The following is a 17,870-nucleotide window of genomic DNA, read 5'->3' as shown; positions in this document are numbered from 1 at the left end:
TGGAGGCGACCGGTGCCGACGGCGGCCGCGCGCGGTCTGATCGTCGCCGTCGCGGACATCATCGTCGGGAGAAGAGCCGCTCGAACAGCGAGGGCTTCGGAGCGGGCCGACTGCCGGCGATCCGGCGCATCCGTGCCTGGATCTCCGGATCGCTCTGCATCGCCAACATCGCCAACCGCGCCGATCCGAGACCCCACTGCGACCAGTGCTTCGCGTGAGCCGTCACCGCCGTGATCTGGCTGAGCTGGTTCAGATCGCTGAGTTCCCGCCATCGCGTGAGGTCGAGCATCGCGATCTCCTCGGCATAGGTCTCGTTCACCCGGGTGATCCCGGCGTTGCCCGCTCGACGGCGCGCAGGGGTCTCCGCTGAGGCGTCGCCCGTCGCGAGGTGGATGGTGGCGAGCTCGTCGAGCAACTCCTCGAACACCGCGTGCAGCTCGGAACGGACCTTGGGGGCTGTCGCGATGACCTGGTCCTCCTCGGTCCTCCACGCGATGAGCACGCCGCCGGAGCAGAGGCGGCACAGTTGCCTGGGCACGATGCGGCTCGTGGCGTAGCCGCACTGGCAATACCCCGCGATGTTGGAGAGGGTGTCGTCGAGTGAGACGAAGGTGGTGTTCTCGTCCGACTCGGCTGACTCCACGGACTCCACGGACTCCATCAGCAGCAGGGCTCCGGGCACACCCACGGCCGCTGCCCGTCCGACGTAGGTGCCGGGCACCCGGGTGATCTTCGCGGTCCACAGGTCGACGTCCTCGGTGCTGAACAGCCCACTCGCCTGACGGACGTACTCACTGACGCTCCGCTCGACGATCGCCTCGAGCTCGGTGTCGAGTCGCTTCATCGCCGTGTCGTCCGACGGGTCGTCGAATCGTTCGTTCAGCGCGATCACGGCTTCGCGGCCGCGAGCCACGATCGCCTGGTGCACGGCTGCGGCGCGCGGGTTCCGCTGCAGCAGCAGCTCCTCAGTGCCGAGTATCTCGATGCTCGTGATCATGGGGTTCCTCGCAATCGGGGACACCGGCTCATCCGGTGTGCTGACAGGACGTGTGCCCGGTGGGGCCGCGCCGGGTTTGACAGCCCGCAGGACGAGCCCACCGTGGACCGGCTAAAGAGGCCCAGCACCTCAGCGGGTGAAGGCGATGGCGCCAGCAGCGTCACGGGTCAACACTCCTGTGTAGGAGACGGTCAGGATGGGCAGGGCGTCGTCGGAGAAGCGGATCCGGAACGCCGACGTGGCGTGATACTCGCCGTCGATCAACACGATCTCCGGACCCGGCTCGCGGAACCATTCAGCCGTCACCGCATCACCGAGCGGTCCTGGCAGCACACTCGTCAGCTCTTCCGGACAGGACGGTCCGACGAAGTGCTCGGCCCCGCATGCCGCCTGCAGCCCCTCGATCGCCGCGGCCAGTCCGGGTTCCACGTCTGACATGAACGCCGGCGAGAAGCTGAAGCCGTCTCCCGTGGCCTGTCCATCGGCATCGACCAGATCCGGGACGTACGCGGTGAACGCATCCTCTTTCCCGATCAGCTTCACCAAGCCGGTCGGATCCTCGAAGGCCACGGCATAGGCGCCGGGGAGCAGCTGCAACTCGTTTCCGTCCTCAGCGAGCACGTACTTCAGCTGATCGTTGACGGTCACGGTACCGACCGACTCCATGCGGCTGATCGTGATCGGGCCGTCCCCTCGCCAGCTGGCGATCCTGAGTTCTCCTTCTTCAGGAACAACCCTGAGTTCGAGCCGTCCGGTTCCCTCGGCGCCCTCGAGCGTGTATTCGACGGTGGCGGTGAACCCGCCTGCGTCATAGCCCGTCGTCTTGACGATGCGCGCGTCAGATGGGAGCGCGTCGGACGCGCGGTAGAAGTCGTCGTCGATGAACTCCTCGGGGAAGTCGATGCTGGTCAACGCAGCTGCCTCGGTCGCTTCACCCGCCTCGAGGTGTGCGAAGAACGCTTCGACGAGAGCGATGCTGTCGGAATCGTCCGTGTCGATCGGACGTGCACAGGCCGTGAGCGCGAGGGCGACGGCGCAGACGACGGCGGCGAGGTGCGGAACGCGTGCAGAACGCCTGACCGGCGGCCTCGCGGTCGCGCTCTGCACCTCCACTGGCGGTGCGCCCCGGAGACTCACTGGTTCAATCCGACGAGTGTGATGCGATTCCCCATGGCCAAACAGTACTGTCCCCGTGCCGCCGAGCAGATGGGGACCGCTCCCCATCATCACGGCGGCGGGCCGCTCACTGGCTGGGGTCCGACGGAACGCGTGAGCAACTGGACGCCACATCGTGCGCGGACTTGCACCTGCCGTAGCGTCATGTGGTGCAGTGGACGTATTCCGCCCACCGAGGAAGGCCCCCCACATGTTCTCGTCCTTCACCCCACCGCGCCAGGTCACGATCGGAGGCGCCGCTGCGTTCGTCGGCACCACCCCACGGGCGATCCGTCACTACCACCAGATCGGTCTGCTCCCTGAGCCCGAGCGGGGGAGTGACGATCGCCGCCGCTACGGCTACGACGAGATGATCCGGCTGCTGTGGATCCGTCGGATGGCGGACGCCGGCATCGCCCTCGACGACATCCGCGACGCCTTCGCGGATGGCATCACCGACACCGACGACGATGTCACACGCATCCTGGACCGCCTGGAGGGCTCCCTCGTCGCTCGGCAGGCGGAACTCGAGCAGCAGCGGACCGCTGTGCAGCGCATGCGTGCGCAGGGCAGCAGGCTAGGGCTGCTCTCCGACGTCGTGAGCGACCGCCTCACAGACCTGCCCGAGGGCGCTCTGCGGCAGGACGACCTGGACACCCTGCTCGTGACCGAACGGATCTTCGGCGGGCTCGGCGCGTCCGTCCAGGCGTCGCGGTTCATCGCCCTGGCCACCCACCCGGAGCTGCGGGAGGAGTCCGACCGAGTCGACGCCGCCGAAGCCGCACTCGACGACACGGTCGCGGTCGACGATCCCCGCGTGGCGGAGATCGCCGCCGAACGGCATGCCTTCGAGGCGGTTCTCCGTGCGGTCATCGAGGACTCCGGCCTGGCGCAGACTGACGACGACCGCTTCGACGCGTGGGACGACTCCCACCCCCTTCCCGACGACGAGGACGGCGCAGGCTCGACGTGCGGCTCGACGAGCCTCACCGACGCCGTCCGGATGATGCCCTACGACTTCTCCCGCGCACGCCTGCGGTGCATGGAACTGGTCCTGGAACTCGATGCGCTCGACGTCGCGCCCGCGCTCGGACGCTGAGTCGTCGACCGCGATCGTCCGTGTCGCGGCTGGGCGTCACCGTGCCCGTCCTCGTCTTCATGACCTGATCATCCGCGCTGCTCGGTGTCACCGACACGGGTAGGTTCGGTGCATGGAGCAGACGCAGAACATCCAGGGCTTCCGGAAACTCGTCGATGAGCCGCTCTCCACCTGGCCCGGAGCGCTGGTCGTGCTCTTGGCCGTGTTGGGCGTCGGTTTCGTCGCAACGGCGGCGGCGGTGGGCCCACTGGACGACTACTCCGAGGAGGAGCTGGCGCAGACCCTGCCGGTCATCGTGATCTCGCTCGGGGCGTCGCTCTTGGCTGTCGGAGTCGTCGCCCACCAGGTCGCGGGAGCGGTGCAGCTGCGGATCGACGCCTCTGCCCGCGCCGTGGAGCGGCTGTCCGAGCCGACGACCGCCGCTCCGACCACACCGGCGGACGACGCCTTGAGCCGTCGTTTCGCAGGAGAACTCGCGATGCACGTCGAGACCGTCTCCGGCCTGCGTCGACGTCTCGGTCTCGCCAGGAGGATCAGCGCGGGCCTCGTGTGTGCTGCCGGGCTGGTGCTCGTCTCGGGTGCCGTGCTGAGCTTCTGGGCACTGCCTGTCCTGACCTGAGCCAGTCTCGCGAGGCGTCCGGGCCTCGCTCAGCCCGCGTGGAGGGCGTACCCGACCCCGTAGACGGTGACGAGGCGGGTGGGCTGCTGTGGATCGGACTCGATCTTGGCCCGGAGGTTCTTCACGTGGGTGTCGATGGTGCGGCCTCCGATCCAGCGGTCGGTCCCGTGGAGACGATCGAGCAGGCGGGCACGGCTGAGGACGATGCCGGGATGCAGAGCGAACTCCTCGAGGAGGTCGAACTCGGCACGCGTGAGGTCGAGCAGCCGATCCGCGAGGGTGGCTCGATGCCGGTCCGGGTCGATCTCGAGGTCTCCGACGGTGATGACCGTCGAGGCCGGCACCGTGCGGCGGGCTCGTCGCAACAGCGCTCGGACCCGGGCGACGAGTTCGCGGGGGCTGTAGGGCTTCGCGAGGTAGTCGTCGGCACCGAGTTCGAGCCCGAGTAGCAGGTCGTTCTCGGTGGAGCGTGCGGTGAGGAGCAGGATCGGGAGGTCGAACTGCTCCTCGCGAAGCGTGCGGCAGATCGTGAGGCCGTCGGCCCCGGGGAGCATGACGTCGAGGATGAGCAGGTCGGGCGCGGAGCGACGCACCTCGGAGAGCGCTTCGGCCCCGTCGGCCAGGACGGTCACGTCGTGCCCCTCCCGTTCGAGGTAGCGGCGGACGAGCTCCGACTGCAGGGCATCGTCCTCGACGATCAAGACTCTGGTCACGATCCGATCCTAGGCACGGGCTCGGCGCGCGGTCGGGCTCCGGACCGATCGCTCACAAGTCCTTCACATCCCTCGGCGAGCGTGGGTCACAGCCGCTCATGACACGAGGAGGAACCGTGACACGCATCATCCACCGATCCCTGACCGCCGCCGCGGGTGCCCTGGCGCTCCTGGCGGCACTCACCGCTTGCGCTGCACCGTCCGCCGATCAGTCCGGAGACGGAGGCATCGCGACGTTGGAGACCGCCGCTCCGACGCCCACCGAGGTCGCCGACCCGCTCGTCGCGAAGTACGGCGAGCCCGTGCGTCTGCGTCTCGACATGTCGGATGAGGAGGAGGCCGACGCGTGGAAGCCACGGGACCGCTGTCTCGCAGACCACAGCCCGGCGACGCCGGACGCTCCGACGGGCGGTGATGGAGACGCGGTCAGCGGCGGCGTCGCAGAGGATCTCGCGGGGTTCGCCGAGGCCGAGGCGCTCTGCCAACGCGTGGCGCCCTTGCCGCCGTGGGAGCTCGACGCTCAGAACCCGGACGCCCTGCGGTTCGCGCAGCGCGTGGTGGACTGCCTGCACGAACGCGGTGTCCGCGAGGTCGAGATCACCGAGCCGGATGCGTTCGGCCGGATCAACCTCGCCTTCGGTGGCGAGGCCAACGACACCACCTCGATCTCACTGGGGATGCAGTACGTGGACGCCTGCATGGTGTCCGCATCGGATGGGAGCGCCGAATGACCCGGTCGCGTCGCCGCACCGCGCTCGTCGGATCGCTCGTGCTCTGTGCCGTCCTCGCGGCGGGGGCCGGAGGAGCCGCCCTGTTCCTCCGGCCCGTGGCCGACGCAGCCCCGGTCGAGCAGACCGCCGCGCCGGCCACCGCGGTCGTCGAGCGGGGTGAGCTCGTGCAGACCGCTCACCTCGACGGCACCGTCGGCTTCGGTACCGCGGTCCCCGTGACGACGAAGGCCGACGGCATCATCACCGGGTTGCCCGACGTCGGCGCGACACTCGATCGGGGATCCGTGGCACTGCGCGCGAACGAGCGACCGGTGCCGGTGCTGATCGGAGCGCTTCCGCTCTATCGCGCGATCGACGGCTCGGGGATGGAGGGGGCGGACGTGAGTATGGTCGCTTCGAACCTGATGGACCTCGGACATCTCAGCCGCAGTGATCCGGAGACCTTCGAGGCCGGGTGGGAGTTCACGGAGGCTGTCAGGGACTGGCAGGAATCGCTCGGCCTGGAGTGCACCGGCACGCTGGCCCCCGCCGACGTGGTCGTCTTGAGTGCGCCGAGTCGCATCGCCGCAGTGACGGCACGCCTCGGCGACGCGGCGGGCGGTCAGCCGTTCTCGGTCACGCCAACGACACGCGTCGTCGATGCGTCGGTCCCGGCGCAGGACGCGGGAGTCATCGGGGTCGGCGCGAAAGCGACGATCGAACTGCCCGACGGGCGCGCCGTCGGCGGGTCCATCGTCACGGTGACCACGACCGGGGAAGGAGCCGACGCGAAGGTCCGCGCGCTCGTCGCGATCGACGATCAGGCTGCACTCGTGGGCGTCGACGCCGCCGCCGTGACCGTTCGGGTCGTCACGAGATCCGTGCCGGACGTGCTGATCGTGCCCGTCGCCGCGCTCGTGGCGCTCGCCGAAGGCGGCTACGCGCTGCAGGACGACCGCGGCCGACTCCACGGCGTCGAGATCGGCCTCATCGCAGACGACCGGGTCGAGGTCAGCGGTGCAGGGATCGAGGCCGGCATGACGGTGGTGTCTGCACGATGACGACGCCGGCACTCGAGCTCGAGCACGTCAGCCGCGTCCACCCCGGCGGAGTCGCTGCACTCGACGACGTCTCGTTGCAGATCGACGCGGGTGAACTCACCGCGATCGTCGGACGATCCGGCGCAGGCAAGTCGACGTTGCTCAACGTCCTCGGCACCCTCGACCGTCCCACGGCCGGCGTGGTCCGCATCGGCGGCACCGACACCCGCGACCTCACGGATCGCGCGCTGTCCACCTTGCGCGGGAGCTCGATCGGGTTCGTCTTCCAGGGTTTCCATCTGACCGACGGCGTGACCGCAGAACAGAACGTCGCAATGGCGCTGCTCTACAGCGGCGTTCCCAGGCGGGAGCGCCGTGACCTCGCCCGCGCGGCACTCGAGCGCGTGGGACTCGAGCACCGCATCGGGCACGCGGCGCAGGACCTCTCCGGCGGTGAACGACAGCGGGTCGCCATCGCCCGGGCGATCGTGACCGACCCGCTCGTCGTCCTCGCCGACGAACCCACCGGCGCCCTCGACACGGCGAACGGCGAACGCGTGCTCAGCCTCCTCGAGCGACTGCACGACGAGGGCACCACCGTCGTCGTCATCACCCATGACGTCGAGCTCGCCGCACGACTGCCACGACGCATCGAGCTGCGGGACGGCCGCATCATCACCGACACCCGGACCGACACCAGGGCGGTGCCGCATGCGTGAGCGTCGCAGACGTCTCGACCCCCGGGATCTGCTCGCCGTCGGCACGGTCGGGCTTCGCACCCGACCGCTTCGCGCCGTGCTCTCGACCATCGGGATCGCCATCGGCATCGCGACACTGGTGACCGTCACCGCCGTGCCCGCGTCCTCCCAGGCCGCGCTCGATCAACAGCTCACGGCGCTCGGAGCGGACCTGCTGCGAGCCGACCCTCGCGCAGGCGCAGACGGAACCCCCGTGCCGCTTCCGGCCGAGGCACTCGGCATGCTGCAGCGCATCGGAACCGTGAAGGATGCCGCGACGGTCGGCAACGCCCACGCCCCCGTCCGCAGCAACGAGCTCCGCGGATACCCGGAGACCGGGCTGACCACACTCGCGGTCCGCGGTGATCTTCGCGAGGTGCTGCGAACGGACGTGACCTCCGGCCGCTGGCTCGACGGGAGCGACCTGCCGACGGCCGTGCTCGGCATCGACGCCGCTGATCGGCTCGGCCTGTCGCAGCTCCCCGATCGGCCGGTCACGATCGACGTCGACGGCGTCGCGTTCACCGTGATCGGCGTGCTCACAGCGACGCCGCTCTCCGCCGACGTGCAGTCGGCGGTCCTCGTCGACGATGCTGCCGCTCGGCGTTGGCTGAGCTTCGACGGCGCACCGACGGTCGCCTACGTCACGGGTGTCGAGGCGTCGATCGACGCCTTGCGGCCGGTCGTCGCCGCAACCCTCTCCCCGGGGGCGAGCGGACTCGTGCAGGTGAGCCAGCCGTCAGCCGTGCTCGCCGCGAAGGCTGCTGCCCGATCAAGCTTCGATGGACTCTTCCTCGCGCTCGCGGCAGTCGCACTCGTGATCGGAGGCATCGGAATCGCGAACACGATGTTCGTCTCCGTGCTCGAGCGCCGCCGGGAGATCGGATTGCGACGAGCGCTCGGCGCCCACCGCGGTCAGATCCAGGCGCAGTTCCTCGTGGAGGCCATCCTGCTCTGCGCGCTGGGCGGCGTATCCGGAGTCATGCTCGGTCTCCTCGGAACCGCGGCCTGGAGCGGTCTGCAGGGCTGGCCGCTGGTCGTTCCGGTGGAGACGATCCTGTCCGGCATGAGCGCCGCGCTGGTGACGGGCGCCGTCGCCGGACTCGCACCGTCCATCCGCGCCGCCCGCCAGTCGCCGACCGCGGCGCTCGCCGCGACCTGAGCGGGTCCGACGGTGCGCGGGTGCGCGGATGCGGTCCGGGATGGAAAGTGATGAGAGCATGGCCGACGACATGAGCAACAGCAGAAGAGCGGGTACCGCTGGGCCCCGACGCGTGCCACGGCTGCTCGCGCGCTATCTCGCGGCTGGACTGCTGCTCGTGCTCGCCTCGGCCGGCGGTACGGTCTGGCTGGCTCAGACCTCGGAGTACCGGTACGACGAGCAGGCGTCCGGTGCCGATCTCGTGCGAGACGAGCAGGTGCTGGATGCGCTCAGGACGTGGGCGGGGAGTCACTCCGACTGGAGCGACGTCGGGTCCACGCTGCTGCTGCTCAGCCAGGAGACCGGGCGTCGGATCGCCGTGGTCGACGGTGTCGGAACGGTGATCGCCGACACGGCGCCCGAGCTGCCCCGTCCGGCGACCTCCACCCGATTGCTCGACCCGCTCGAGCCCCTCGGGGACCCGGTGACATCCGAACTGCGTCTGCCCGACGGCATCAGCGGGCCGTTCTCGCTCGACGATGCGCAACGTGACCAGCTCACCGGGCAGGCCGCCGCGGTGGTGGCGTGCCTGGGCGATGCGGTCGTCGACACCGGCGTGTGGGGGAGCGGCCGCCCCGTGGTCAACGGGTACGACGATGCACCGGACTGTGGCCGTGCCGCCTTGAACACCCCGCTGCCGAGCGAGCGGGTCGCCCTCGACGAGCTCCGTGATCGCACGAACGCCTGCCTGCTCGCCGCGAACGCGCCGCTGGTCACCGACGTCGAACTCGATCTGTCTCCGTCGAGCGCCCCTGCGCAGCTCGCGTTGCGCACCGTCCCGACCGGCGACGACTCGGCTGACGGGTGCCTGCTGCAGGCGCGCATCGACCAGGCTCGGGCGACGACGGCGCCTGCCGTGAACGTGGTGCTCACCGACCAGCGAGGTGACGCGCAGGGCCCGCTCGACGCGAGTCCTGGATCGATCGCCCGCGTGGGCGTGTTCGTCGTGGTGCTGCTCGCACTCCTGGCGGTGGCCGCGGCGCTCATCGTTGTGCCGACCCTCCGTAGTGCCCGCCGACTCGAGACCGCGGTCGATCGGTTCAGCGCGGGCGATCGTGAGGCCCGCGCGGCGTTGCCCGCTCGCGATGACCTCGCCGGCGTCGGCGCCGCGTTCGACCGCATGTCCGGTGAGATCGCTGGACACGAAGCGTCACGGCGACGGCTACTCGGCGACATCGCCCACGAACTGCGCAGCCCGCTCACGAACATCCGCGGATGGGTCGAGGCGGCTGACGACGGTCTCGGTCTCGACGATGCGGCACTCCGCCGGCTCGTGCTCGACGAGGCCGGGCGGATGGAGCGGATCACCGGGGACCTGCAGCTCCTCGCTCTCGCGGAGGCCGGCGACCTCGTGCTGGAGCGCAGGGCGTGCGACGCGGCGGTGATCGTGCGAGAGCTCGGCGAAGCGTACCGAGCGCAGGCGGCGAGCACGGACATCGCGTTGCACGTCGAGCTCTCGGGGCCGTTGCCGCTCGAGACCGATCCTGCGCGGCTGCGGCAGATCCTCGACAATCTGCTCTCGAACGCTCTGCGCCACACGCCGCCGGGCGGTCGTGTCGACCTCGAAGCGGTGACCGCTGACGACCTGGTGCGGATCGCGGTCGTCGACACCGGCGAGGGCATCGCCCCGGCAGACCTGCCGCGGGTCTTCGACCGGCTCTGGCGCGGCGAGCCGTCTCGGGTCCGCGCCGGGCAGAGCACCGGCCTCGGTCTCTCGATCGCCCGCGGCCTCGCTGAGGCGTTGGGCGGCACGCTCGTCGCGCAGAGCGCCCTCGGCGAGGGCAGCCGCTTCGAGCTGTCGCTGCCTGCGCGCGTGCCGGAGTGAGGGAATCCGCTTCGCGTCAGAGCCTCTGGTTGCAGGTCGGTCTCAGTTCGGTGCGTCGCCCATCGTCAGTTCCGGCTCGACGCCGGCCGGCATCGGGAACCAGGCGAGGAAGGTGACGCCCTCGTCGGTCGCGTCGAAGACGATCGTCTCGTTCGCCGGCTCGGTGAAGGTGTCGCCGGCGCGCAGGACGGTCTGAGGCCCGGTCCCCACGTGGAAGTTCACGGAGCCGGTTTCGATGGTGCCGAAGACCGGGCCGTTGTGCCAGTGCGGCCCGACGTGGAAGTCGGGGGCGATCGTGATGCGTCGCACTTCGACTGAGGCGAAGCTCGGAGCCCCATCGAGCGTCACCGTGCTCAGGGTCGTTCGTTCGATCGGGGATGCACTCATGGGTCGATGATGCCAGTGGTTAGCGATGCCGGGCCAGGCCGACGGTCAGAGACGTCCCCGCCGACGACGTGCCCGTGCGCCGAACTCATCCAGTGCTTGCAGGACCTCGCTGGCCTGCCAGTGGCGGTTTCGTCGGCCCGCGCTGGACTGGACGAGGATCCCGGCGTCGACGAGCTTCTGCACCGAGGTGTCTGCCGTCGAGAAGTGCAGCCCCAGGGTCGATGCCACGAGCGACGTCGTGATCACCGGCTGCCGCAGGAGCAGTTGCTTCAGACGCTGCACGGATGAGTCGCTGCGCACCTTCACGGTTTCGTCCCACCGCTCTGCGATCGACGTGATGTCGCGTTCCAGCGTTCGGCCGTTGGCGACCGCCGCGTACGCGGCTTCCGTCATCGTCTCGATGATCGGGCGCACGTCACCGGATCGGTACGCCGTGAGCGCGCGGAAGTAGTGGTCAGTGTCGCCGAGCAGGCCAGCGGACACGGGTACAGTGACGTTCCTCGTCACGTCTGCTGCCCGCAGCATGCCCTGCACGAGCGCGCGGCCGGTGCGTCCGTTGCCGTCCGGGAAAGGGTGGATCGTCTCGAACTGAGCGTGAGCGATCGCGATCTGCGCCATGACGGGCACATCGAGACGGTTCGCGAAAGTCATCACATCCGCCATGAGCTCAGGCACACGATCCTGGTGCGGGGGGACGAATGCAGCGCCGTGCGGGGAGAAGCCGGTTCCGCCGATCCACACCTGGTCGTCGCGCCACCGACCCACGATGTCGGGATCGGACCGCTCCAGCAGTGCGCGGTGCATCGTGAGGATCGCCTCGGGGTCCAAGCGATCCGCCAACGCCACGGCCGCCTCCATGGCGGCGACGTTCTGCACGACGAGCTTGGCGTTGACCGACGTCGAGTCGCCGATCTCGGCGAGCGCCACCTGCTTCGCGCTCGAGGTGAGATGCTCCACCTCGGAGCTCGATGCGCTCTCGGTCCGCAGCAGGATCGACGAGAACGGAGCCGCGAGGGTGCCGACCTCGGCGTCGAAGCGGGTCAGCTCGCGGCCGGCGTCCTCGCTTGCCGCCACGAGGTCCGCGGGCAGCTCGACAGACAGATCCGCGATGAAGGGTGGGACTGCCGCCTGGTATTGGCCCGCGGCCAACCGGCGGCGTCGCTTGGACGCGACCGCGTCGCTGTCGTGCGTCCATGGCCGCGGTTCGTAGCCCGTCGCCGGCCAAGACCTCTCCAGCCCAGCGGAGTCGTTAAGCGAGATCATGGTGACACCTTATTCGGGTTTACTGGAATTACCCCGAATACAGATCGCGATCCCAAGCATGGTGAACGCGACGGCGATCACCACGGTCGGGACGGCCTCGGGTACATCGGTGATCAGGACGGATGGCCGATCATGACGCTCTCCCGCTCGGCGCGAGAGAGTTTGACCCGGGCGAGACGGATCCGCTGCCCGCCCTTCACTGGTCGCGGAAGGGCCACGGTGAGCAACCCCTCGTCCTGGGCGCCGAACAGGCAACCGTCCGCTTGTGGAAACACCACCGTCGCGGGAATGGCGCGAAAGACGCCGATCTGCTGCTTGAGCACCGCCAGTCGGTGGATGTCGAATGCATGCGCCACCGTGGCCGCGCGGACCGTGCGCAGGGCGCCTGCGAACACCCACGTCGGCATCCGCGGGCCTGAGACGAGCATGAACGGCTTCTGGAGATCACGAGCGCGAGCTTCACCCCTGCCGCCGACCAGACGCTGGTCGTACGTGATGGTGGGCGAACCCTCGCCACCCCATTCGGCGAGGCCGCTCGGTGCCTGCAGGGCGACCCAGCCGTCCTTGCGGAAGATCCCGAACTCTCGCCGGAGACGCACCTGTATCGACACCACCGAGATGGCGATCAGCAGGAGGCCCGTGGCGACCCACCCTGCCACGGCCGGCCTCGAGAGCCATTCCCCGAGCACGCCGATGCCGGGCTCGGATGCTGTCGTGAAGGCATCGACCAGTCCGAAGACCTGTGGGATCAGGAACGGGATCCCGAGCACCAGCCCGAGTATGGAGTACTCGCCTTCAGTCTTCAACCGGCGACGGAAGCCGCCGAGGGTGCTGATCTCCTGCTCGATGCTCCACCGCAACTCGTCGAGGCGGCGAGGATCGACGCTCGCTTCCCAATCCGGGCCGAGCCAGCCACGCACCGGCCCACTGTCGTTCCGAGGAATGCTCACAGAACCCAGGGTAGAGGCACCGCCGCACTGCTCGACGAGTGGCCGAGAGACGTGTTCCGACTCAGTAACCGGTTGCGACATCCGCTTGGGGAAGCTATCTTCCTATAAACACGTTCCATGAACATTGGGGGAGATGATGATTCGCAAGAAGATCCTGGTACTGCTCACGTCCGGACTGGTGGTCGCCGGCGGACTCGGCGGTGTGGCGGCGCAGGCCGTGGCGAGCTCCGCGAAGGCGCCGGCGGAGGCGACCGCGACGCCGACCGAGAGCGCGACGCCGACCGCGACCACGCCGCCCACCGAGTCCACGCACATCAATGAGTTCTACCTGCAGGGCCTCTGGCAGCGATTCTTCGAGGTTGGTACAGCCGCGATGGCGTCCTGCATGACTGAAGCGGGGTTCGGGTTCGACGACACCAGCTTCGACGGGATGCCGCCAGGTCTGAGCGAGGCCGACCAGGACGCCTGGCAGGCGGCCGCGGTCCCCTGTCGTGAGGAGCGTGACGCGGCGACCGCTGCTGCCGAGGCGGCCTACGTGCCGACCGAGGAGGAGCGTGCCACGGCACTGGGGTTCGCGACGCAGTACCAGGGCTGGATCGATGCGATGCGCTCGTGCATGGCTGATCGCGGCCACGAGTTCGTGGGCGCCGTCGACATGACGCTCCAGGCCTACCCGTATCCCGAAGGTCAGCAGGCGACCGGGATGCCCGACGGCCTGTCTCCGGAGGAGAGCCACCAGTGGAAGTTGGATGCCACCGGCTACGACTACTCCTTCCCCGAGTCGGAGCAGAGCACCTGGGAGGCGTCCTGCGGATTCGTCGCCGACGCCGCCTACGGTGGGCCCGGTCACTGATCGGTCTGTCGAGAGTCGGTCTCGTGTCCGCCACAGAGCGTCGGACACGAGACCGGCCACCGAGTGGGTGAGGATGGGGCCATGCGCGCAATCTTCACGGACATCGTCAACGGGGCCGAGCAGCAGGTCCGAGACCGGATCGCACAGGATCCGTCGGTCGTCGGAGCCGTCGCCGCGGGTACGCCGAAGCAGTACGCCGGACAATCCACTCTGCAGGTGGCAGTCCGTTCCGGTGAATTCGCCATCGCGCACTTCTTGCTGGCGAGCGGCGCCGACCCCGGGTTCATCGACGTCGACTCGCCGAGTGGATGGGCCAAACCCGTGCTCCACGATGCGCTCTTGGCTGCAGTGCAACGCTCACGCTGGATGCGTCAGACGTTCACTGCGCAGTCGGAGCGAGCGTTTCGAACGGTGAACAGCGCATCGAAGTCGGACGACGCGTACAGCGTCGTCGTGGCGCTGCTCGATGCGGGCGCCGATGTACGCGCAGTGGATTCGAAAGGATGCACGCCGCTCGGTCGCGCCGCACGCGCAGCACACGACGTCCTTCCTCGCAGGCCGCACGGACAGCCCGATGCGCGAGACGGCAGACCGTTGAACCCGGAACTCGTCGAAGACCTCTCGCGGATCTTCGACCTCCTCCGCCAGCGTGGGGCCGACCCGGCACTCCGAGAGCCGCAACTGGACATGTCGTTGAGCACCTACTACGAGACTGAACTCGTCGGGGCCTTCCTCGCAGGTCGCGCGCGACCGGATCCCGCACCGTAGTCGACGCCTGCCCTGCCCATGGTGGGGGCAGTGGAGTGCGGGGTCATTCGGCTTGGAAGCCCTGGTCGTCGGTCTGTCGACGATCACCTCCTGGCTGGATGTCGGTCCGAGTCGTCATCCACGGTCACCGGATGCGTGTTCCGGCGTGGCGGGCCGGGCGAACGGAGCCCCCGGCGAGGACGAGCAGCGAGCTGGCTGGGATGGTGAGTACCGCCATCCCCGCGGCGGAGAGGGAGCGCCGATTGGCGCAGACGTCGTAGGGCGGCTCCGAGGTGTCTGTCGAGACGATCCCGCGAGCGACCATCCGGTCGCCTCCCGCGCCGAGCTCGCGGGGCCAGCCGGCGACGACCACGGATGAGCACACGGTGGTGTATCCGGGATGATCATCGCCGTCGACCCGCTCGTGGACGGTCGACGGGATGAACGCGAGCACGCCCATCGCCACGACGGACGCCAGCCCGACCGCGAGCAGCACCCACCACGAGACCGATCGTCGAAGGCTTCCGGTGTCGTCCATGCCGGTATTGTGACGCATCAGGGACTCGCCCGTCATCTCGGCGTGGGCAAGGCCACCGCCGAGGGCTCACCGCGGTCGCCACGACCCTCGATGTCGTCGCCGGCACCGCGGTCACCGGGTTCGGTATCCGTCTCGCCGTAACGCGCTGAGCACGGGCAGTCGAGAGTGTCGGCTTGGGTCGCCGGTCTCCGAGCGACGCTCGAATCGTCCGTAGGCTTGCGCGATGCGCAACTTGGTTCGCTTGGACGATTGGTCACCCGCGGACGTCGACGAGGTGTTCCGTCTCGCCGAGGCCTACCGCGACGGATCCGCCGTCATGTTCTTCCCGCCGACCAGCCTGCGCACGCGGGTCTCCTTCGAGCGCGGGGTCGCCCTGATGGGGCTGCAGCCGATCGTGTTCCCCAGCGAGACCCTCGACAAGTCGGAGGCGCTCACCGACGTCGCCCGGTACCTCGAGTCGTGGGCCGACATCATGATCGTGCGGCACGGCGACATCGGCGTCCTCGAACAGCTGGCCGAGGCCGCGGCGCTCCCCGTCGTGAATGCGATGACCGACGTCAATCACCCCTGCGAAGTGCTGTCCGACCTCTTTGCGATCCGTGAGCGGCGCGGGCTCGACGGGCAGCGGTTCCTCTTCGTCGGCGCCGACGGCAACATCGCCCAGGCATGGCAGGAAGCCGCCAGAGTGCTGGGTCTCGATCTGGCGCAGTGCTGCCCCGCGGACCTCGCGATCCCCGGTGCAGTGTGGACCGACGATCTGGAAACCGCCGTCCGCACGGCCGACGTCATCCTCACCGACGGGTTCGGCGAGCATGTGGCGCAACTGGAGCCGTTCCAGATCACCGCAGCCCTGCTCGACAGCGCACCGGCCGGCGTCCTGCTCAACCCCTGCCCGCCGTTCACGCGCGGCGAGGAGGTCAGCGCCGACGCCATCCGGCACCCCGCCTTCGTCGGTCACCGGTTCAAGGCGCGTTGCTCCCGGTGCAGCAGGCGATCATGGCGTTCGCCATCGGGATGTCCTGAGCTGCAGCGCCACCACTTCCGTGGTCAGCTCTCCGCGCCCGCCTCGGTCGCCGGCATCGACGTGGTGGGCGGCCACCACCAGATCGCGGCAGCGACGAGGCCGAGGAGGGAACTGATCCCGACACCGGCGGCGAGGAGCCCGAGGCTTCCGGCGGTCGCCGTCAGGTGGTCGGCCCAGAAGGCGATCTGCACACCGGTGGCGCTGATCAGGCTGAGCGATTCGACGGCGACGTACCCGAGCAGGAGCGTGGGCGGCGCGAGCGCGACCGCACCGGCGATGCGAGTGCGGCGTCGGGCTGTCAGTGCGGTCCCGACCAATGACAGGACGGCTAGCACACCGACGAGCATCGCCATCAGCGGCGGGACCCGGAGGTCGTCGATGATGATGGCGCGGATGATCCGCGCGTAGGTGTACCCGCCGAGGACGGTCAGGGTGACGCCGAGCGCGAGCATCCAGGACGTGATGCGCTGAGCGGTCCGCACGGTCTTGCCGTGGCGTGGGTCGGCCAGTGCGCTGCGACCGAGCTGGTGGACGCGCCAGGTCACGTCGTGGATGCTCCCGGTGACGAGTCGCCGGACGATGTCCCGGCGAAGGCGCCCGGCCGACCATCCGGCCTCGTCCGCCCAGAGCGCGTGCTCATGCAGGTCTGAGGCGAGCTCATCGCGCCGCGCGGCCGCGACCTCCTCGGGGAGGTCGCGGGTGTACTGAGCGCACCAAGCGAGGACCCAGTGTGCCGTGGTGTTGAACGTCCTCGTGTGGAGCAGGCTCATGCGATCCCCTGGTCGGCGACGCGAGCCGCGACGCGGTGCTCGTCGACGAGTCGTGCGTGCTCGCGGTTCCGTGCGGCGGCACCGACCGCCGTGATGCGGTACATCCGTCTTCGGGGTCGACCTTCGGCGGCCGCGATCTCGTGGTCCTCCCAGTCCTCCTCGATCAGGCCGGCTTCGGACATCCGCGAGAGCGCCTTGTACAGGGTGCCGTGCGCGGCGAGTTTCCCCTCGGGGCCGGCCAGGCGTTTCGCGAGCGCGAATCCGTAGAAGGACCCCTCCGACGCCTGCAGCACCGTGCCCACGTCGAGGATGTCGAGCTCGAGGGGGAACAGGGTGCCGGGGCGACGCTTGACCATGCGGACAGTATACGGAAGCTATCGGCCCATAAATCCACTTGTGTTCTCCGTGGGCAACAGTTGTCCATATATCACGGGCAATTTGCGGCCCGCCTGTTCGCGAGCTATCTTCCTATAAACGTGTTGTTCTAAGTTGGAGAGATGATGGCTCGCAAGAAGTTCTTGATCCTGGTCGCGGCCGGGCTGGTGGCCGCCGGCGGGTTCGGTGGCGTGGCGGCGCAGGCGCTCAGCATGAGGCCCGCGACGGACTCCTCGGATGCTCCGGAGACCTCGGCGAGTTCCCCGGAGACGCCGACGCCGACGTCGCCACCGACCGATGCCGCTCACATCGACGAGTTCTTCCTGCAGGACAAGTGGCAGGAGTTCCGCCAGGTGGGCCTCCTGACGATGGAGTCGTGCATGGTGGAGGACGGGTTCCCGTTCGACGGAACCACCTTCGACGGGATGCCGTCAGGGCTGAGCGAGGTCGACCAGGAGGCATGGTACGCCGCGGCGGAACCGTGCTGGGTCCAGCGGGACGCGGCGTCCGCGGCGGCCGAGGCAGCGTACGTCCCGACCGCGGAGGAACGAGCTACCGCGCTGGCGTTCGCGGCGCAGTACCAGCGCCACATCGACGCGATGCGCTCCTGCATGGCCGACCGCGGCCACGAGTTCGTCGGTGAAGTCGACATGACCCTGCAGACCGCGCCCTTCGCTGACACCGAGCGGCCGGCCGGTATGCCCGACGGCCTGTCGCCGGAAGAGACCCACCAGTGGATCATCGACGCATACGCGTACGACTCCAGCTACCCGGAGTCGGAGCAGGGGACCTGGGAGCGCGCCTGCGTCACCGCCGCCGACGCTGCTGCAGGGTTCGAACACTGATGGGGACGCCAGGAGCTGCACG

19 protein-coding genes and 1 pseudogene are annotated in these 17,870 nt (G+C 69.1%); 11 read left to right on the top strand and 9 right to left on the bottom strand.

All coding sequences use genetic code 11. The annotated features are described in order from the left end of the window. Positions 1–58 precede the first annotated feature (58 nt). Together GV015_RS02715 and GV015_RS02710 are read right to left on the bottom strand one after the other, a co-directional pair. Entirely contained in the window at positions 59–997 is a 939-nt protein-coding gene (locus GV015_RS02715; protein ID WP_159876416.1) for a hypothetical protein, read from the bottom strand. 129 nt (positions 998–1,126) lie between these two features. After that, positions 1,127–2,380 (bottom strand): hypothetical protein, encoded by a 1,254-nt coding sequence (locus tag GV015_RS02710; RefSeq protein ID WP_159876414.1) that lies wholly within the window; start codon positions 2,378–2,380, stop codon positions 1,127–1,129. Between GV015_RS02710 and GV015_RS02705 the strand changes: the two genes are divergently transcribed. Both GV015_RS02705 and GV015_RS02700 read left to right on the top strand, forming a co-directional pair. Beyond that, positions 2,364–3,251, top strand: coding sequence for a MerR family transcriptional regulator (locus GV015_RS02705; protein ID WP_159876412.1), 888 nt, complete (start codon positions 2,364–2,366; stop codon positions 3,249–3,251). The two genes, GV015_RS02710 and GV015_RS02705, sit on opposite strands and share 17 nt — an antisense overlap. A 112-nt stretch (positions 3,252–3,363) precedes the next feature. Then, positions 3,364–3,870, top strand: coding sequence for a hypothetical protein (locus tag GV015_RS02700; protein WP_079704234.1), 507 nt, complete (start codon positions 3,364–3,366; stop codon positions 3,868–3,870). Positions 3,871–3,899: 29 nt separating this feature from the next. Here GV015_RS02700 and GV015_RS02695 read toward each other — a convergent pair whose 3' ends face one another. Continuing rightward, positions 3,900–4,583, bottom strand: a complete 684-nt coding sequence (locus tag GV015_RS02695; RefSeq protein WP_201299336.1) for a response regulator transcription factor — start codon at positions 4,581–4,583, stop codon at positions 3,900–3,902. Between the two features lie 116 nt (positions 4,584–4,699). On the opposite strand from GV015_RS02695, the gene GV015_RS02690 reads away from it, so the two are divergent. The 5 genes from GV015_RS02690 to GV015_RS02670 all read left to right on the top strand — a co-directional run bounded on the left by GV015_RS02690 (position 4,700) and on the right by GV015_RS02670 (position 10,096). Further along, the gene (locus GV015_RS02690) at positions 4,700–5,314 is read left to right on the top strand and encodes a hypothetical protein (RefSeq protein ID WP_159876410.1); all 615 of its coding nucleotides are present in this window, start codon (positions 4,700–4,702) and stop codon (positions 5,312–5,314) included. Then, positions 5,311–6,354 carry a hypothetical protein gene (locus GV015_RS02685; RefSeq protein WP_159876408.1) on the top strand — a complete coding sequence of 348 codons (1,044 nt, stop codon included), beginning with the start codon at positions 5,311–5,313 and terminating at the stop codon, positions 6,352–6,354. Before GV015_RS02690 ends, GV015_RS02685 begins: the two co-directional genes overlap by 4 nt. Continuing rightward, positions 6,351–7,052: an ABC transporter ATP-binding protein gene (locus GV015_RS02680; RefSeq protein WP_159876406.1), complete on the top strand. Its 702-nt coding sequence runs from the start codon at positions 6,351–6,353 to the stop codon at positions 7,050–7,052. The genes GV015_RS02685 and GV015_RS02680 overlap by 4 nt, the downstream gene beginning before the upstream one ends. After that, positions 7,045–8,232 carry an ABC transporter permease gene (locus GV015_RS02675; RefSeq protein WP_159876404.1) on the top strand — a complete coding sequence of 396 codons (1,188 nt, stop codon included), beginning with the start codon at positions 7,045–7,047 and terminating at the stop codon, positions 8,230–8,232. The genes GV015_RS02680 and GV015_RS02675 overlap by 8 nt, the downstream gene beginning before the upstream one ends. Positions 8,233–8,302: 70 nt before the next feature. Next, positions 8,303–10,096: a cell wall metabolism sensor histidine kinase WalK gene (locus tag GV015_RS02670; protein WP_159876402.1), complete on the top strand. Its 1,794-nt coding sequence runs from the start codon at positions 8,303–8,305 to the stop codon at positions 10,094–10,096. 42 nt (positions 10,097–10,138) lie between these two features. Here the strand turns inward: GV015_RS02670 and GV015_RS02665 are convergent, their stop codons facing one another. From GV015_RS02665 to GV015_RS02655, 3 genes are all read right to left on the bottom strand, one after another. Further along, positions 10,139–10,483 carry a cupin domain-containing protein gene (locus GV015_RS02665; RefSeq protein WP_159876400.1) on the bottom strand — a complete coding sequence of 115 codons (345 nt, stop codon included), beginning with the start codon at positions 10,481–10,483 and terminating at the stop codon, positions 10,139–10,141. Between the two features lie 45 nt (positions 10,484–10,528). Continuing rightward, on the bottom strand, positions 10,529–11,746 hold the full coding sequence (locus GV015_RS02660) for a Fic family protein (protein ID WP_159876398.1): 1,218 nt from the start codon (positions 11,744–11,746) through the stop codon (positions 10,529–10,531). A 113-nt stretch (positions 11,747–11,859) separates the two neighbouring features. Beyond that, positions 11,860–12,696, bottom strand: a complete 837-nt coding sequence (locus tag GV015_RS02655; RefSeq protein WP_159876396.1) for a hypothetical protein — start codon at positions 12,694–12,696, stop codon at positions 11,860–11,862. A 133-nt stretch (positions 12,697–12,829) separates the two neighbouring features. Here GV015_RS02655 and GV015_RS02650 point away from each other — a divergent pair, with 133 nt between their 5' ends. Next, positions 12,830–13,549, top strand: coding sequence for a hypothetical protein (locus GV015_RS02650; RefSeq protein WP_159876394.1), 720 nt, complete (start codon positions 12,830–12,832; stop codon positions 13,547–13,549). A gap of 81 nt (positions 13,550–13,630) precedes the next feature. Beyond that, positions 13,631–14,317 carry a hypothetical protein gene (locus GV015_RS02645; RefSeq protein ID WP_159876392.1) on the top strand — a complete coding sequence of 229 codons (687 nt, stop codon included), beginning with the start codon at positions 13,631–13,633 and terminating at the stop codon, positions 14,315–14,317. 124 nt (positions 14,318–14,441) lie between these two features. On the opposite strand, the gene GV015_RS02640 is transcribed toward GV015_RS02645, so the two are convergent. Then, on the bottom strand, positions 14,442–14,834 hold the full coding sequence (locus GV015_RS02640) for a hypothetical protein (RefSeq protein ID WP_159876390.1): 393 nt from the start codon (positions 14,832–14,834) through the stop codon (positions 14,442–14,444). 223 nt (positions 14,835–15,057) lie between these two features. On the opposite strand from GV015_RS02640, the pseudogene GV015_RS19290 reads away from it, so the two are divergent. Beyond that, positions 15,058–15,720: pseudogene (locus GV015_RS19290) on the top strand (ornithine carbamoyltransferase); the annotation flags it as partial. Between the two features lie 161 nt (positions 15,721–15,881). Here the strand turns inward: GV015_RS19290 and GV015_RS02630 are convergent. After that, positions 15,882–16,628, bottom strand: coding sequence for a hypothetical protein (locus GV015_RS02630; protein ID WP_159876388.1), 747 nt, complete (start codon positions 16,626–16,628; stop codon positions 15,882–15,884). Further along, positions 16,625–16,984 carry a PadR family transcriptional regulator gene (locus GV015_RS02625; protein ID WP_124767744.1) on the bottom strand — a complete coding sequence of 120 codons (360 nt, stop codon included), beginning with the start codon at positions 16,982–16,984 and terminating at the stop codon, positions 16,625–16,627. Before GV015_RS02625 ends, GV015_RS02630 begins: the two co-directional genes overlap by 4 nt. Positions 16,985–17,128: 144 nt before the next feature. On the opposite strand from GV015_RS02625, the gene GV015_RS02620 reads away from it, so the two are divergent. Beyond that, positions 17,129–17,848 (top strand): hypothetical protein, encoded by a 720-nt coding sequence (locus tag GV015_RS02620; protein WP_159876386.1) that lies wholly within the window; start codon positions 17,129–17,131, stop codon positions 17,846–17,848. Positions 17,849–17,870 lie beyond the last annotated feature (22 nt).

It is taken from the genome of Plantibacter sp. T3, from assembly GCF_902506515.1.
In the GTDB taxonomy this organism is placed as follows: Bacteria; Actinomycetota; Actinomycetes; order Actinomycetales; family Microbacteriaceae; genus Plantibacter; species Plantibacter auratus.
The sequence above is the reverse complement of the archived record's forward strand: the minus strand, read 5'-3'. Positions and strand labels throughout refer to the sequence as shown.

Excerpts from the sequence above, each read along its gene's own strand:
- GV015_RS02705 (WP_159876412.1), top strand. The coding sequence starts at position 2,364 with ATGTTCTCGTCCTTCACCCCACCGCGCCAGGTCACGATCGGAGGCGCC.
- GV015_RS02700 (WP_079704234.1), top strand. The coding sequence starts at position 3,364 with ATGGAGCAGACGCAGAACATCCAGGGCTTCCGGAAACTCGTCGATGAG.
- GV015_RS02650 (WP_159876394.1), top strand. The coding sequence starts at position 12,830 with ATGATGATTCGCAAGAAGATCCTGGTACTGCTCACGTCCGGACTGGTG.
- GV015_RS02645 (WP_159876392.1), top strand. The coding sequence starts at position 13,631 with ATGCGCGCAATCTTCACGGACATCGTCAACGGGGCCGAGCAGCAGGTC.
- GV015_RS02660 (WP_159876398.1), bottom strand. The coding sequence starts at position 11,746 with ATGATCTCGCTTAACGACTCCGCTGGGCTGGAGAGGTCTTGGCCGGCG.
- GV015_RS02715 (WP_159876416.1), bottom strand. The coding sequence starts at position 997 with ATGATCACGAGCATCGAGATACTCGGCACTGAGGAGCTGCTGCTGCAG.
- GV015_RS02625 (WP_124767744.1), bottom strand. The coding sequence starts at position 16,984 with ATGGTCAAGCGTCGCCCCGGCACCCTGTTCCCCCTCGAGCTCGACATC.
- GV015_RS02665 (WP_159876400.1), bottom strand. The coding sequence starts at position 10,483 with ATGAGTGCATCCCCGATCGAACGAACGACCCTGAGCACGGTGACGCTC.
- GV015_RS02680 (WP_159876406.1), top strand. The coding sequence starts at position 6,351 with ATGACGACGCCGGCACTCGAGCTCGAGCACGTCAGCCGCGTCCACCCC.
- GV015_RS02630 (WP_159876388.1), bottom strand. The coding sequence starts at position 16,628 with ATGAGCCTGCTCCACACGAGGACGTTCAACACCACGGCACACTGGGTC.
- GV015_RS02685 (WP_159876408.1), top strand. The coding sequence starts at position 5,311 with ATGACCCGGTCGCGTCGCCGCACCGCGCTCGTCGGATCGCTCGTGCTC.
- GV015_RS02620 (WP_159876386.1), top strand. The coding sequence starts at position 17,129 with ATGGCTCGCAAGAAGTTCTTGATCCTGGTCGCGGCCGGGCTGGTGGCC.
- GV015_RS02640 (WP_159876390.1), bottom strand. The coding sequence starts at position 14,834 with ATGGACGACACCGGAAGCCTTCGACGATCGGTCTCGTGGTGGGTGCTG.
- GV015_RS02675 (WP_159876404.1), top strand. The coding sequence starts at position 7,045 with ATGCGTGAGCGTCGCAGACGTCTCGACCCCCGGGATCTGCTCGCCGTC.
- GV015_RS02670 (WP_159876402.1), top strand. The coding sequence starts at position 8,303 with ATGAGCAACAGCAGAAGAGCGGGTACCGCTGGGCCCCGACGCGTGCCA.